At 51.6% G+C, this 15010-nt stretch carries 10 protein-coding genes; all 10 read left to right on the top strand.

Annotated elements, in window-relative coordinates:
• Positions 1-140: 140 nt before the first annotated feature.
• The 10 genes from BIZ37_RS17590 (at position 141) to BIZ37_RS17545 (ending at position 14436) form a co-directional block, all read left to right on the top strand.
• On the top strand, positions 141-1820 hold the full coding sequence (locus BIZ37_RS17590) for an ABC transporter substrate-binding protein (RefSeq protein WP_187462587.1): 1680 nt from the start codon (positions 141-143) through the stop codon (positions 1818-1820).
• A gap of 134 nt (positions 1821-1954) precedes the next feature.
• On the top strand, positions 1955-2941 hold the full coding sequence (locus tag BIZ37_RS17585) for an ABC transporter permease (RefSeq protein WP_107301344.1): 987 nt from the start codon (positions 1955-1957) through the stop codon (positions 2939-2941).
• Between the two features lie 2 nt (positions 2942-2943).
• Entirely contained in the window at positions 2944-3969 is a 1026-nt protein-coding gene (locus BIZ37_RS17580; RefSeq protein ID WP_107301343.1) for an ABC transporter permease, read from the top strand.
• Positions 3969-4940 (top strand): ABC transporter ATP-binding protein, encoded by a 972-nt coding sequence (locus BIZ37_RS17575; RefSeq protein WP_107301342.1) that lies wholly within the window; start codon positions 3969-3971, stop codon positions 4938-4940. Before BIZ37_RS17580 ends, BIZ37_RS17575 begins: the two co-directional genes overlap by 1 nt.
• 22 nt (positions 4941-4962) lie before the next feature.
• Positions 4963-5958, top strand: coding sequence for an ABC transporter ATP-binding protein (locus BIZ37_RS17570; protein ID WP_187462586.1), 996 nt, complete (start codon positions 4963-4965; stop codon positions 5956-5958).
• Between the two features lie 10 nt (positions 5959-5968).
• The gene (locus BIZ37_RS17565; RefSeq protein ID WP_187462585.1) at positions 5969-7702 is read left to right on the top strand and encodes a glycoside hydrolase family 9 protein; all 1734 of its coding nucleotides are present in this window, start codon (positions 5969-5971) and stop codon (positions 7700-7702) included.
• Positions 7695-8582: a BadF/BadG/BcrA/BcrD ATPase family protein gene (locus BIZ37_RS17560; protein WP_187462584.1), complete on the top strand. Its 888-nt coding sequence runs from the start codon at positions 7695-7697 to the stop codon at positions 8580-8582. The genes BIZ37_RS17565 and BIZ37_RS17560 overlap by 8 nt, the downstream gene beginning before the upstream one ends.
• A 7-nt stretch (positions 8583-8589) precedes the next feature.
• A complete protein-coding gene (locus BIZ37_RS17555; protein ID WP_187462583.1) occupies positions 8590-10521 on the top strand; it encodes a beta-N-acetylhexosaminidase in 1932 nt (643 codons plus the stop codon).
• A 39-nt stretch (positions 10522-10560) separates the two neighbouring features.
• On the top strand, positions 10561-12966 hold the full coding sequence (locus tag BIZ37_RS17550; protein WP_187462582.1) for a GH36-type glycosyl hydrolase domain-containing protein: 2406 nt from the start codon (positions 10561-10563) through the stop codon (positions 12964-12966).
• A gap of 57 nt (positions 12967-13023) precedes the next feature.
• Complete coding sequence (locus BIZ37_RS17545) at positions 13024-14436, top strand: phosphoglucomutase/phosphomannomutase family protein (RefSeq protein WP_187462581.1); 1413 nt, start codon at positions 13024-13026, stop codon at positions 14434-14436.
• The last annotated feature ends 574 nt before the right edge of the window (positions 14437-15010 follow it).

Genomic DNA, 15010 nt, shown 5'->3' with positions numbered 1-15010 from the left:
GAGTTTCCTTAAGGCACACAGAGCCTACAAGGCCATTTGTTCAGGTGCGTTACTCAGCTTGTACAAAGTAGGTTCTTCCTCCCCGTGAAGGCGGGGCTTTTTCCATAAGTGAAACTAAAAGCAAAGAGTAAGGAACAGCTATGCTTGCCAATATAAAGAAAACCCAGTTAGCACTCGCCGTTGTCGCAGCCGCTTCAACGATGTTAACCGCCCCAGTGGCGACTGCTGCAGAGCGCAGCGAGCTAACTATGGTGCCTAAGTTCTATCCAACTTTTGTACGTAACTTTAACCCTTACCTACAGACTCAGCTAGATACAACCTATGACTTTATCTTCGAGCCATTAGTCGTATTCAACGAGCTTAAGGGTAATGAGCCGGTCATGCGCCTGGCAAAAGACTACTACATGTCTGATGACCTGATGGAAGTCACCTTCGAAATTCGCGACGGCGTAAAATGGTCTGACGGAAAAACCTTCTCTGCCAAGGATGTGGCATTTACCTTTGAGTTGCTGAAAAAGCACCCAGAGCTTGATCGTACCGGGATCAATGCCCGCCTGAAAGGCGTCAAAGCCAAAGGCGACAAAGTGACCTTCAGCCTAGCAGAAGCGAACTCGAATGTTCCTTACCTGATCTCAAAAGTTGCTGTGGTTCCTGAGCATGTTTGGAGCAAAGTAGAAGATCCAACTCGCTTCACCAACGAAAACCCAGTCGGCACCGGTCCATTTACCGAGATTGATACCTTCACACCTCAGCTATACACCCAATGCCGCAACCCTAACTACTGGGATAACGCGAACCTAGACGTTGACTGTCTACGCCTACCGCAGGTTGGTGGTAACGACCAATTCCTTGGCCAGGTACTGAGTGGCCAGTTTGACTGGACCTACGCCTTCATCCCAGATGTCGACAGCACCTACGCAGCAGCAAGCCCAGACAACAAGTACTGGTACCCTGCAGGTGGTACGCAGGCGTTCATGTTGAACTACAACTCGCCGAACAAGGGTAACCACGAAGCAATCAACAACATTGAATTCCGCCGCGCTTTCTCCATGGCTATCGACCGTGAAACTATCATCGATATCGCTTTCTACGGCGGTGGTGTGGTGAATGATTACGCATCAGGTCTAGGCCAGGCATTTGCTTCTTGGTCTGACGAGACGGTACATGAGAAGTACAAGCCTTTCATGACCTACAATGTCGACAATGCTAAAGCACTACTGAAAAAGGCTGGCTTCAAAGACACCAACGGTGACGGCTATGTTGAGACTCCTACCGGTAAGAGCATTGAGTTGACTATCCAGTCACCAAATGGCTGGACTGACTTCAACAATACCGTTCAGCTAAGTGTTGAGATGCTTCAAGAAGTCGGTATCAAGGCGAAAGCTAGCACACCTGATTTCTCGGTCTACAACCAGGCCATGCTAGATGCAACCTATGACGTTGCATATACCAACTACTTCCACGGTGCAGACCCTTACACTTACTGGGATAGTGCTTACCACTCTCGCTTCCAGGCTAGCGAAGGCATGCCGCGCTTCGCCCTACACTACTGGCAGAATGAAGAACTGGATAACTTGCTAGGCGGATTCTACAAAACCGCTGACCGCGATGAGCAGATGAAGATGGCTCACGCTATCCAGAAGATCATTGCTGAGAACCAGGTAACTATCCCTGTCATGTCAGGTGCTTACACCTCTCAGTACAACACTGCGCGCTTTACCGGTTGGTGGGACGAGAACAATCCGAAAGGACGTCCGATGCCTATCACCAATACGCAAGAGCGCCTACTTCAAGTACTTGATCTAAAACCTAAATCGTAATTGTCGTAATTTGCGGTGCGCACTTTGCGCACCGCCCCTTCAACCTTCCCCCTTAGAAATAGCAATGGCCATGGGTCAGGGAAGAGTGTGTCTGAAATCTGGTTGTAGAAGCTGGATATTTTAAGGTGTGAGTTATGGGATTTTTTATACGCAGACTTGGCTTTTATTTTATTGCGCTCCTGTTCGCAGTAACCCTCAATTTTATCATCCCCCGGGCTATGCCGGGTGATCCGGTCACCATGATGTTTGCCAATGCAGCTGTCCAGGTGACACCAGAACGTATTGCTGCGATGAAAGAGCTATTGGGCTTTGTCGATGGCCCTGTTTACCAGCAATACCTTATTTACCTAAAAGGCATCCTATCTTGGGACCTAGGTATTTCTATCCAAACTTACCCACAAACGGTTAACGATGTGTTGGGAGGGGCTGTTGGGTGGTCTCTATTTTTGGCAGGTACCGCTGTTATCCTGGCCTTCTGCATTGGGTCAACCCTAGGGATCTTCGCTGCCTGGAAACGCGGTAGTAAATATGATGCGTTCATCTCCCCTGGGATGATGGTTGTACAGGCTGTACCGCCGGTGGTAGTCGCAATGCTCGTACTATACACCTTTGCGATTGGCACCAAGTGGTTCCCTTCTACTTATGCCTATACCCCTGGCACAACACCTGACTGGACCAGCCTCGATTTTTACTTGGATGTCGGCTACCACGCAGTACTGCCTTTGTTCTGTGCCACCATCATCCAGATCGGCGGCTTCCTGATCAATATGCGTAACAACATGATCAACCTGCTGAACGAAGACTACATCACCATGGCTAAAGGCAAGGGCCTGAGCGAAAACCGTGTGGTCTTCAAGTACGCTGCCCGTAACGCCATGCTGCCAAGTGTGACTGCCCTATCAATGGCTATCGGTATGGCTATCGGTGGCCAGCTGATCATCGAGATGATTTTTAACTACCCGGGCCTGGGGACAGTTCTGCTCAATGCAATCAACACCCGGGACTATCAGGTACTACAGGGCCAGTTGCTGATCATGACGATGTTCATGCTGTTCTTCAACTTCTTGGCCGACCTTCTTATTGTTGCTCTGGATCCTCGCCTACGTAAGGGAGGCAAATAATCATGAAAGGACTAATCAAACTACTTTCAGGCAATGCCAAAGCCATGCTGGGCCTTGCTATCATCGCCACCTTCATCTTTGGTGCCTTGTTTGCCCCGGTTATTACCAAACATGCACCCGACAAACGAACGGGGAACCCACATGAATACCCGGCTTTTGTAGTAAAAGCCGCGCAAAATAGCCCTGACGGGTGGGTTGCGACCAACCTGGCTGACAGCAAGCGTACCCTACGCATGTCCAAGGATGCAGACCACGTACTGGGAACAACCCGCATGGGCCGTGATGTATGGTCACAGGTTGTTTACGGGGCGCGTACCTCTCTCGCTGTTGGCTTTGGTGCCGGCATCATGGTGTGCTTCCTGGCAACGGTTATTGGGGTTTCTGCCGGTTACTTCGGCGGTCGCGTCGACGACATTCTGTCGGCAGCCATGAACATCATGCTGGTCATCCCCCAGCTCCCGTTGCTGTTCGTCATTGCCGCCTTTATCGGTCAGGCAGGCCCCCTGACTATCGCCATAGTGATCGGGATGACCTCCTGGGCATGGGGAGCCCGTGTAGTAAGAGCACAGACACTGTCCTTGCGTGAGAAAGAATTCGTCAAAGCAGCAGAGGTGTTGGGTGAATCATCAGTCCGCATCATCTTCGTCGAAATTCTACCTAACTTGATTTCCATTGTGGGTGCCAGCTTCATCGGCTCTGTGATGCTTGCCATCATGACCGAAGCCACGCTGTCTTTCCTAGGCCTTGGCAACCCTAACTCAATTAGCTGGGGCATCATGCTCTACAACGTCCAGACCTCATCGTCGATGCTGGTCGGCGCATGGTGGGAGCTATTAGCACCGTGTATTGCCCTGACATTCATCGCGGTAGGCCTAGCAATGCTGAACTTCGCTGTAGATGAAATCGCCAACCCGCAGCTGCGTTCCCACAAAGGCATGCGCCGCTGGAAGAACATGGCAAAAGAAAACCAGAAACAAGCTCAGGCAAACATCGCGCCTCAGCCAGCCCTTGAAGGGGGAGAGAAATAATGACTGATCCACAAATTTCTATCCGCAACCTGTGCGTTGACTACATTACCGATGCCGGTGATGTACGAGCAGTAAACAACGTCAGCTTCGATATTGGCAAAGGCGAGATCTTTGGTCTGGCTGGTGAATCAGGGTGCGGTAAATCGACCGTTGCCTTCTCGCTGATGCGCCTTCATAAGCCGCCAGCGTTCATCACCGGTGGTGAGGTTCTCTTTGACGGCCACGGCGACATCCTGAAGTTCAACGACATGCAGATGTCAGCATTCCGCTGGAGTGAAATCTCCATGGTGTTCCAGAGTGCGATGAACGCCCTCAACCCCGTCCTGACATTGGAAGAGCAGTTCTGCGATGTGATCATGCGCCATACCGCGATGACACGCCAGCAAGCGGTTCGCCGCGCCGAAGGCTTGCTGGAGATTGTGGACATCCACCCAAGCCGACTGCGTGATTACCCGCACCAGTTCTCAGGCGGTATGCGCCAGCGCCTCGTTATCGCCATTGCGCTGGCCCTGAACCCGAAGATGATCATCATGGATGAACCGACTACGGCCCTGGATGTAGTGGTACAGCGTGAAATCTTGCAGAAGATCTACGCCCTCAAAGAAGAATTCGGCTTCTCAATCCTGTTCATTACCCATGACCTGTCGTTGATGGTCGAGTTCTCCGACCGCATCGGCATCATGTACTCCGGTGAACTGGTTGAAGTCGCGCCATCCAAACAAATTCTGGAGACCCCATTCCACCCTTATACCGAAGGGCTGGGCAGCTCTTTCCCGCCGTTGACCGGACCGAAAACCCGCCTGACAGGGATCCCGGGCAACCCGCTCAACTTGTTGGAAGTGCCAACTGGGTGCCGCTTCCAGGCCCGCTGCAGCAAAGCCCACGACGCTTGCTTCAGCCACGCAACCCAGCTCCGCCAATTGGAACCAGGCCGTTTTAGTAACTGCCACCTATTCAACAAGAGCAGTTAAGGATTAAGTCATAGGAAGCATTATGAGCAAGCCAACCGGACAACCAATTATTGAAGGGAAGAACCTAGTCAAGGACTTCCCGGTCAACAGCAACTCGCTGAAGAAATCCATGATGCGCGCCATCAACGACGTATCATTCAAAATGTACAAAAGCCGCGGACTGTCCGTTGTCGGTGAATCCGGCTCGGGCAAATCCACCACGGCCAAGATGATTGCCAAGATGTACGCCCCAACCTCCGGCCAGATCGAATACTACGGCCGCGATATTGCCACTATCGAGAAGAAAGCCGACTTGATGCAGTACCGCCAGGGGATCCAGATGGTATGGCAAGACCCATTCGGTTCACTGAACCCGACCCATACCATTTTCCATCACGTTGCCCGTCCTTTGCTGATCCATAACAAAGTCAGCAAGGGCAACAAAAAGGAGCTGGAAGAAAAAGTCTATGACCTGCTAGAACAGGTTGGATTGATCCCGCCCAAAGAGACTGCGGCGAAATACCCGCACCAGCTATCAGGTGGCCAGCGCCAGCGCGTCAACTTGGCCAGGAACATCGCTGTCGGTGCAGAGGTCGTCCTGGCTGATGAACCAACCTCAATGCTTGATGTCTCGATCCGCGCCGGTGTCCTCAACCTGATGGAAGAGATGAAGTTCGAGCGCGAAATGGCGCTGCTTTACATTACCCACGATATTGCCACGGCTCGCTACATTGCTGAAGACCTCGCCGTTATGTACGTCGGCCACATGGTTGAATGGGGTGATACCGAAGAGATCATCCACAACCCGCAGCACCCTTATACCCAGTTGCTGGTTTCTGCGGTCCCGGATCCGAAGAAGTCGATCCATGAAAGACTCAAGGGCAACAAGGGTGAAATCCCGCTGTGGACCCCAGAAAGCCTCGGCTGTCCATTTGCCGGTCGCTGTACCCATGCCACCGACCAGTGCCGCGAGCAGTTACCGGGGGTGACTCAACTCTCCGACAACCATTTCGTACGTTGTTACCTGTACGAGAATTGATGGAGGGATCATGCAGCTGTTAATCAACCACTTAGGTTATGAGCAATTTGGCCACAAGCAAGCAGTCGTCCAAACGGCCACTCCCATTAGCATCCAATATGCGGAGCTTCTCTGTGCCCACAGCCAACAACCTATCTTGCAGCTGCCTCTTGAGGCCTGTGGTCCGGTCGATCAATGGCACACAGGGCTTACCTACACTATCGATTTTTCCGCACTCACTGAGTGCGGGAATTACCTATTACGTGTTGGTGAAACCTTGTCTGCGCCTTTTGCTATCGCCGAGGGGCTTTTGATGACTCGCACTTTCAGTGATGTCTTGCACTACTTTAAATCCCAACGCTGCGGCGGCAAGTTTGAACTAGCCGACCGCTCTATTCCGCTTCTAGGCAGCGATACAAAAGTTGATGTTAGCGGCGGTTGGTATGACGCCTCCGGTGACGTCAGCAAATACCTCAGCCACCTTTCGTTCAGCAATTATTTCAATCCACAACAAACACCTATGGTGGTGTGGAATATGCTGACCGCTTTCGAAGCACTGGCAGACGAGCAGGCGTTTGCAGACTTCAGCCGGATACGCTTACTAGAAGAAGCGCTTTACGGGGCCGATTTCCTGGTCAAGATGCAGTCACCAAGCGGTTACTTCTATACCACGGTTTTTGATAAATGGAGTAAGCAAACCGAGCAACGTGAGATCTGCAGTTATGCCCATCAAAGTGGCGATAAATCTGACGACTTCCAAGCAGGCTTCCGCCAGGGGGCTGGGGTTAGCATCGCCGCCTTGGCGGCTGCCAGCAGGCTCCTTCATAGCCCGTCAGCACAACATATCGGCTACCCAGCGACCGCCAGTGACAACTACCTGACGGCAGCAGAACAAGGTTACTGGCACTTGGTTGAGCACAACCAGCAATACCTTGATGACGGTACCGAAAATATCATCGATGAGTATTGTGCGCTGCTGGCTGCGGTGGAGTTATTTCGTGCCACCCGCAATGCAGACTATTTGTCCCAGGCTCGGGACTGGGCAGAGAAACTAGCCAAACGGCAGCATAGCGATGACCAGCAGCACTGTTACTGGTCTGCCAACAATGACGGCAGTCGCCCGTACTTCCACGCAGCAGAAGCCGGTTTGCCGGTGATCAGCCTGCTCAAGTATTTAGCTATCGAGACAGATCCACAACGCCAGGAACAGCTAGGCGATATTGTCGCGAATGCGGTCACTTTTGAGCTCGATATTACCCAGCAAGTCAACAACCCTTTTGGCTACCCACGGCAATACGCCAAACCGGTAAATGGTCAAAAAACCGCGATGTTCTTTATCCCTCACCAAAACGAAACCGGTTATTGGTGGCAGGGAGAAAATGCCCGCTTGGCCTCATTGGCCAGTATGGCATTCCTCGCGGCAAGCTATCCAAGCTGCCAGCCATTGCGCTCACAGCTCAAAGCTTATGGCCAACGGTTGCTCGACTGGCTGCTGGGCCTTAACCCATTTGATATTTCGATGCTTGATGGCCACGGCCGCAATAACCCAGACTACCTCCCGGAACTCGGTTTTTTCAATGCCCGGGGCGGAGTCTGCAACGGTATTACCTCAGGGTTTGACAACGAGCAAGATATCGCCTTCAACCCAGCCCCACACCACCAAGATATCCTCCAGAACTGGCGCTGGGGGGAGCAGTGGATACCCCATGCAACTTGGTACTTATTAGCTGTAACGCTGCAATTTAAGGAGCGACACAATGACTGATCCTATTCGCTATTACGTCGGTGTTGACGGTGGTGGTACATCTTGCCGGGCCCGGATAACAGACATCAATGGACACATCTTGGGCGAAGCCAAAACCGGCAGTGCCAATATTTTGCTGGGGGCCGATATTGCAATGGCTTCCATCATCGATGCCATCGCTACCGCAGCGACAATTGCCGGCCTCAATGAAGAGAGCTACTCCGCCATGTCGGTCGGCCTAGCCTTGGCTGGTGCCGAGCAACAGTCAGCTTGGTATGAATTCATGGCCCAGCCGCACCCGTTTGGTGCAGTCACCCTTAACACCGATGCCTACGGCGCCTGCCTAGGTGCTTGGGGAGGTGGCGATGGTGCCATCCTAATTGCTGGCACAGGATCATGTGGGATTTTACTCAAGGATTCAGAGCAGCACGTTGTCGGCGGGCGCGAGTTCCCAATCTCCGATCAGGGCGGGGGGGCCGTCATGGGCCTTCGCCTCATTCAACAAACACTACTAGCCCATGATGGGATCCGTCCTATCACGCCACTAGCAGAACATGTGCTCAGCCATTTCAACCACGATATCGATGCTATTGTCAGCTGGTCAAAGTCAGCCCGACCATGTGATTACGGCCAGTTTTCCCCGGCCATCTTCGCCGAAGCTTACCGTGGTGATTCCCTCGGGATAGAGCTTCTCAACCAAACAGCTGCCGATATAGAAATGTGGATGAAAGCACTGGTCAAGCGCGGCGCCGAGCAGATCTGCCTGATGGGGAGTATTGCTGAGCGGATCCAACCTTGGCTGATCCCGCCAATGCAGCAGCGTGTCGCCACGCCAAAGGGTGATGCGATGGATGGCGCACTCGCGATGGCTCGCAACAACCACAACCTTTATCCATTATGAGGTCGCTATGAGTTATCGTCTTGATTTAGTCATCATCGATCAGCAACCGGCAGAGTCCCGGTTCGCGCTGACTATTCACAACCTCTCGGATAAGCCTATTTTACAGTGGGCACTGCATTTTACGATGGGCCGTTGGATAAACCATGCCAGCTTAACCCACGGTCAGGTGGAGCAGGTCGGCAGCTATTGTGTCTTAACCCCAGATCATGATTCGCCACTCCTTCCCAATGGCCACTTCTATACTGAATTCACCATTGGCACCCAGCCATTTACCCTACTTGATGATGGGATTATTGATGCCTTTATCTGCAGTGATGACTCAGCATCATTCATCACTCCCCTGCCTGTAGAAATAACAGCTTTAGGCCTGCAGCAGCCTCACAGGGATAGGCACACTACCCTTTTAGAACCTGCTGCTGAGTTGCCAATCATACCGGCACCTCAGCAACTCAAGGCACTGGCTGGACATTTTACTCTCGATCAGCATACCGCTATCTCACAGGGTCCCCACATAGCAGCAGGCTGCAGCCGCTGGTTACAGGCTGAACTAGAAAACCTCCTGCACGAAGACGTCGCCATAAGCCCAGAAGGAAACATCCACTTCCAGCTAAGGGAGCAGATGGCAAGCGGTGCCTATCAGTTACTGGTTGAGCAAGATGATATTTGGCTGCTTGCAAGTTCGGAGGCGGGGTTCTGTCATGCCACAGCCTCGCTGTTACAGATGATCCCTGCAGGCCCCAGCCATTTAGCTGATGCGGCATACCCTATTCCTATGGTCGAAATCTGTGATGCCCCGCATTTTGAACACCGTGGGATGATGCTGGACTGCGCACGCCACTTCCATCCGGTAAAACGTATCAAGTTCTTGCTCGACCAACTGGCACGATTCAAGTTCAACGTTTTCCACTGGCACCTCACCGACGACGAAGGCTGGCGTATCGAAATTGATGCCTACCCAGAACTTACACGCATCGGGGCCTGGCGGGGGCCGAATGAAACCATCGTGCCGCAATTTACCACTATCAGCCAACGCTATGGCGGCTATTACAGCAAGCAAGACATTCGAGACATCATCAGCTATGCAGCTGATCGTGGCATCATGGTGATCCCTGAAATTGATATTCCAGGCCACTGTCGGTCAGCAATAAAGTCACTGCCGGACTTGCTGATCGATCCCAATGATCACTCTGTATACCGCAGCATTCAGGGCTACCAGGACAATGTTCTATCACCAGCACTAAAAGGGACCTATACCTTTCTCACCAATGTGCTTGAAGAAGTCTGTGAGCTTTTCCCTGCTCCTTATGTCCACATCGGTGCTGATGAAGTACCCAAGGGCGTATGGGCAGATAGCTCGGCCTGCCAAGCCTTGATGGACGAGCAGGACTATAAGGATACCAAGGAACTTCAAGGCCACTTGTTACGCTTTGTCGAAAACCACCTTGCCAGCAAAGGCAAACGCATGATGGGCTGGGAAGAAGCGACCCACGGCGACAAGGTGAGTAAAGACACCATTGTTTTCTCCTGGATCAGCGAAGAGGCAGGCCTCGCATGTGCCAAAGCCGGCTATGACGTCGTTATGCAACCGGGTCAGGCTACTTACCTTGATATGGCACAAGGCCACTCCACCGAAGAAGCCGGTGTTGATTGGGCAGGCAAGCTGACGCTCGAACAGGTGTACCAATACCACCCGCTCTCCGAATTACCCGCCAATGATCCGGCCCGCCATCATATCAAAGGCATTCAATGTGCCCTTTGGTGCGAGTTGATCAACAGCCAAAGTCGGTTCGAATACATGATCTACCCCCGCTTGCTAGCCATTGCTGAAATTGGCTGGACGGCACCAGAAAAACGCAACTGGCCTGATTTCTCCGCCCGCCTCGCCGGCCAGTTCGCTTATTTAGACAAAGTAGGCATCAATTACCGTCGCTGCGAGTAAGGCGCAGGACAACGATTACAATAAAAGGATTAAACCACCATGAAATACGGCTTTTTTGATAACGACAATAGAGAGTATGTGATCACCCGTCCTGATGTGCCTGCACCTTGGACAAACTACCTGGGAACAGAAAAGTTCTGTACCGTGATCTCGCACAACGCTGGCGGCTATTCATTCTATAACTCGCCGGAATACAACCGAGTCACCAAGTTCCGCCCAAATGCGACATTTGATCGCCCAGGTCATTATGTCTACCTACGTGATGATGAGACCGGCGACTACTGGTCAATTTCATGGCAGCCTGTTGCCAAAAGTCTTGATGAGGCGACCTATGAGGTCCGCCATGGCCTGTCATACTCCAAGTTCAAATGTGAATACAGTGGTATTTCCGCGACCAAAACGCTGTTTGTACCGAAAGGCGAAGATGCCGAAGTCTGGGATGTCGTTATCAAGAACACATCCGATAAACCACGTACTATCAGTGCATTCTCGTTCGTTGAGTTCTCGTTCAGCCATATTCAATCTGACAACCAAAACCATCAGATGTCGCTTTACTCAGCCGGGACCGAGTACAAAGAAGGCGTCATAGAATACGACCTTTACTACAACACCAATGATTTCGAAGGCTTCTACTACCTAGCCTCTACCTTTACCCCAGACAGTTACGATGGCCAGCGTGATAGCTTCCTCGGCTTATACCGTGATGAGGCCAACCCAATTGCCGTCGAAAAAGGCCAGTGTTCAAACTCAGCCCAAACTTGTTACAACCATTGTGGCTCGCTACACAAGCAATTCACTATCCAACCGGGTGAAGAAGTACGCTTTGCTTACATCCTAGGGATCGGTAAAGGTAATGGCGAACGCCTGCGAACCAAATACCAGAACTTGGAAGAAGTCGATGCTGCCTTTGCCGGGATCAAAGCCCATTGGGATGAGCGCTGCGCTAAGTTCCAGGTTAAATCACCGAATGAAGGTCTGGATACCATGATCAATGCTTGGACGTTATACCAAGCTGAGACTTGTGTCGTCTGGTCACGGTTTGCCTCATTTATTGAGGTGGGTGGCCGTACCGGGTTGGGTTACCGCGATACCGCTCAAGATGCGATTTCCGTCCCGCACTCCAATGCCGCGATGACCCGCAAGCGCTTGGTTGACCTGCTGCGTGGTCAGGTAAAAGCCGGTTATGGCCTGCACTTGTTTGATCCTGACTGGTTCGATCCGGAAAAAGCCGATGTCAAACCCTCAAAATCCCCGACAGTTGTTCCGACACCTAGCGACGAAGATAAGATCCACGGTATCGAAGATACCTGTTCTGACGATCACCTCTGGCTAATCCCGACCATCTGTAAGTATGTGATGGAAACCGGCGAAGAGAACTTCTTTGATGAAGTGATCCCTTATGCCGATGGCGGCGATGCCACCGTCTATGAACACATGAAGGCCGCACTGGATTTCTCGTCAGAATATGTCGGGCAGACAGGGATCTGTAAGGGCTTGCGTGCCGACTGGAATGACTGCCTGAATCTCGGTGGCGGTGAGTCCTCCATGGTCTCGTTCCTCCACTTTTGGGCACTGCAAGAATTTATCGAGCTCGCAAAATACCGTGGCCAAAATGATGACGTAGTGAAATACACAGAAATGGCTGCTAACGTCCGCGAAGCCTGCGAAAAGCACCTATGGGATGAAGAAGGCGGTTGGTATATCCGTGGCCTAACCAAAAATGGCGAGAAGATCGGTACCGCTCAGCAGACAGAGGGACGTATCCACCTAGAATCCAATACGCTTGCCGTTCTGTCGGGACTTGCCTCTCAAGAGCGCGGTGAGCAAGCCATGGATGCTGTCGACGAAAACTTATTCTCCGAATACGGCTTGCACCTCAATGCCCCGTCATTCGCTACACCGAATGATGACATTGGTTTTGTTACCCGGGTCTACCAAGGCGTCAAAGAGAATGGCGCAATCTTCTCACATCCAAACCCTTGGGCATGGGTAGCAGAAGCCAAACTGGGCCGTGGTGATCAGGCTATGAAGTTCTACGATGCACTGAACCCGTACAACCAAAATGACATTATCGAAAAGCGTATCGCCGAACCTTACTCGTACGTCCAATTCATCATGGGGCGCGATCATCAGGATCATGGCCGTGCAAACCACCCTTGGCTGACAGGTACATCCGGCTGGGCTTACTTTGCCGTGACCAACTTTATCTTGGGTGTCCAAACCGGCTTTGCTGGGCTAACGGTTAATCCATGTATTCCTACCGACTGGCCGGGATTCGAGGTGATTCGACAGTGGCGTGGTGCGACCTACCAGATAAAGGTCGAGAACCCGAATGGCGTAAGCAAAGGGATCCACTCTATCAGCCTCAACGGTGAGGCAGTTGAAGGCACGATCCCAGTTCAGCCAGAAGGCACGATTAACACTGTTACGGTCGTTATGGGTTAATACATTTTGGGGCGCCTATTGCGCCCCGTCTAACTACGAGAGAATAGGAGTTCCATCATGATTCAATTTGGAACCGGTGGCTGGCGCGCCATTATTGGGGAAGAGTTCACCAAAGACAATGTTCGCCTAGCAGCCCAGGGGCTTGCAAATATCATGGTTGCCGAGCAGGTAACTGATAACGGTTTTGTTATTGGTTATGACCGCCGTTTTCTGTCAGACAAGGCAGCTGCCTGGTTTGCTGAAGTACTGGCTGCAAACGGGATCAGAGTGAGCTTTATCAATAAGTTTGTTCCGACCCCAATCGTTATGTTCCAAGCCAAAGAGACGGGTGCAACATACTCAGCCTGCATTACCGCCTCGCATAACCCAGCCGACTACAACGGTATCAAGGTCTTCATTGAAGGAGGCCGAGACGCCGATGAAATCATTACAGCGAAAATTGAGCAGCAGGTTGCGAAGCTCACCGCCAAGGACGTCAAGTCGGTAGACTTCGAGCAGGCACTTGAAGACAAACTCATCACCCTGATCAACCCAATGAATGACTTTGTCGATTCCATCATTAACTTCATCGATATTGATGCGATCAAGAAAGCAAACTTGCGGGTGCTGATTGATCCTATGTTCGGTGTTGCCAAAAATGCCCTGCAAACCGTGTTGATCACCGGCCGCTGCGATGTTGATGTAATCAATGATGGCCAGAACCCAGCCTTTGGGGGCTTGATGCCATCACCGAGCGCAGCAACTCTCTACCGGCTAAAACACCTTGTTGCCCATGAAGGTTACGATATTGGTATTGGCACCGATGGTGATGCCGACCGCCTGGGCATCATTGATGAAAAAGGGCACTTCATTCACCCTAACGAAGTTTTGATGCTGCTGTATTATTACCTGCTTGAATACAAAGGCTGGAAAGGTTCAGTCGTGCGCAACATCGCTACTACTCACCTGCTAGACAAGATAGCGGCAGACCATGGAGAGAAAAGCTTTGAAGTCCCTGTCGGCTTCAAACACATTAGTTCACAAATGGAAGCCGATGACTCCCTCATTGGTGGCGAGAGTTCTGGTGGCCTCACAATCCGCGGCCATATCAAAGGTAAGGATGGGGTATTTGCCTCGAGCTTGTTGGTCGAGATGATCAGTGTGACAGGCAAGAAGCTGTCAGAAATGCTTGATGAAATCTATGGCAAGTATGGCTTTGCCTATACCGCAGAAGGTGACTGTACTTTCCGCCCAGCAGAACGCCAGCGACTTTATGACAAGATTTATATCAACAAAGAGCTACCTGATTTCGAATGGGAAATTGACCATGTGAGCTACGCCGATGGCGCTAAGGTCTACTTTAAGAATGGTGGTTGGGCGCTAGCCCGCTTCTCCGGCACTGAACCTTTGTTAAGGCTTTTTGCTGAAATGGAGGGTCAAGAACAGGCAGAAAAGGTTGTTAGTCAATTGAAGGCTTTCCTCAACCTTTAACGCTTCCCCCTTTCTCAGCGTTAGCCATACCACTGCCTTGGCTAGCGCTGGGGAAACTCGTTGAGTCCTAAGGTAACATGCGCATAGCTGTTACATTTCGCAGGCTTTGAGCCTTCGCGGCAAGGGTAGCTTCGCTACCCTTTTTCTTTTTCAGCGATGGGCGATGGGCGATGGGCGATGGGCGAACCCGATTGTCTGAAAAAACTTAACCATGTCAAGATCCTGCTCTTCCTTTAGCCTCTAGCCGCTTTTCCAATGGCCATGCTTCCTCGCTTTTCCTCTAGCCCCAAGCCAATAGCCATTGGCCTGAAACGTAAAAAATACCTGCTATCACTAGCAGGACTTCTTAATTCACTTCGAAGAATTAAACACTTTAGGAAAGGAGGCGCTTTAGCTCTTATGCTTTCCCCGAACCTAGGGCCCGCTCTTCCAAGGACCTTACGTTTTGCCGAAGGCCAAAACGTAAAAAAGCCCAAGTCGTAAGACTCGGGCTTAGTATAAGTGGCGGAGCGGACGGGACTCGAACCCGCGACCCCCGGCGTGACAGGCCGGTATTCTAACCAACTGAACTACC

The organism is Photobacterium sp. BZF1, from assembly GCF_014349205.1.
In the GTDB taxonomy this organism is placed as follows: domain Bacteria; phylum Pseudomonadota; class Gammaproteobacteria; order Enterobacterales; family Vibrionaceae; genus Photobacterium.
The sequence above is the reverse complement of the archived record's forward strand: the minus strand, read 5'-3'. Positions and strand labels throughout refer to the sequence as shown.

Bases quoted from the DNA above. Each gene is read 5' to 3' on its own strand.
- BIZ37_RS17580 (WP_107301343.1), top strand. From the start codon at position 2,944: ATGAAAGGACTAATCAAACTACTTTCAGGCAATGCCAAAGCCATGCTG.
- BIZ37_RS17555 (WP_187462583.1), top strand. From the start codon at position 8,590: ATGAGTTATCGTCTTGATTTAGTCATCATCGATCAGCAACCGGCAGAG.
- BIZ37_RS17560 (WP_187462584.1), top strand. From the start codon at position 7,695: ATGACTGATCCTATTCGCTATTACGTCGGTGTTGACGGTGGTGGTACA.
- BIZ37_RS17575 (WP_107301342.1), top strand. From the start codon at position 3,969: ATGACTGATCCACAAATTTCTATCCGCAACCTGTGCGTTGACTACATT.
- BIZ37_RS17585 (WP_107301344.1), top strand. From the start codon at position 1,955: ATGGGATTTTTTATACGCAGACTTGGCTTTTATTTTATTGCGCTCCTG.
- BIZ37_RS17590 (WP_187462587.1), top strand. From the start codon at position 141: ATGCTTGCCAATATAAAGAAAACCCAGTTAGCACTCGCCGTTGTCGCA.
- BIZ37_RS17545 (WP_187462581.1), top strand. From the start codon at position 13,024: ATGATTCAATTTGGAACCGGTGGCTGGCGCGCCATTATTGGGGAAGAG.
- BIZ37_RS17565 (WP_187462585.1), top strand. From the start codon at position 5,969: ATGCAGCTGTTAATCAACCACTTAGGTTATGAGCAATTTGGCCACAAG.
- BIZ37_RS17570 (WP_187462586.1), top strand. From the start codon at position 4,963: ATGAGCAAGCCAACCGGACAACCAATTATTGAAGGGAAGAACCTAGTC.
- BIZ37_RS17550 (WP_187462582.1), top strand. From the start codon at position 10,561: ATGAAATACGGCTTTTTTGATAACGACAATAGAGAGTATGTGATCACC.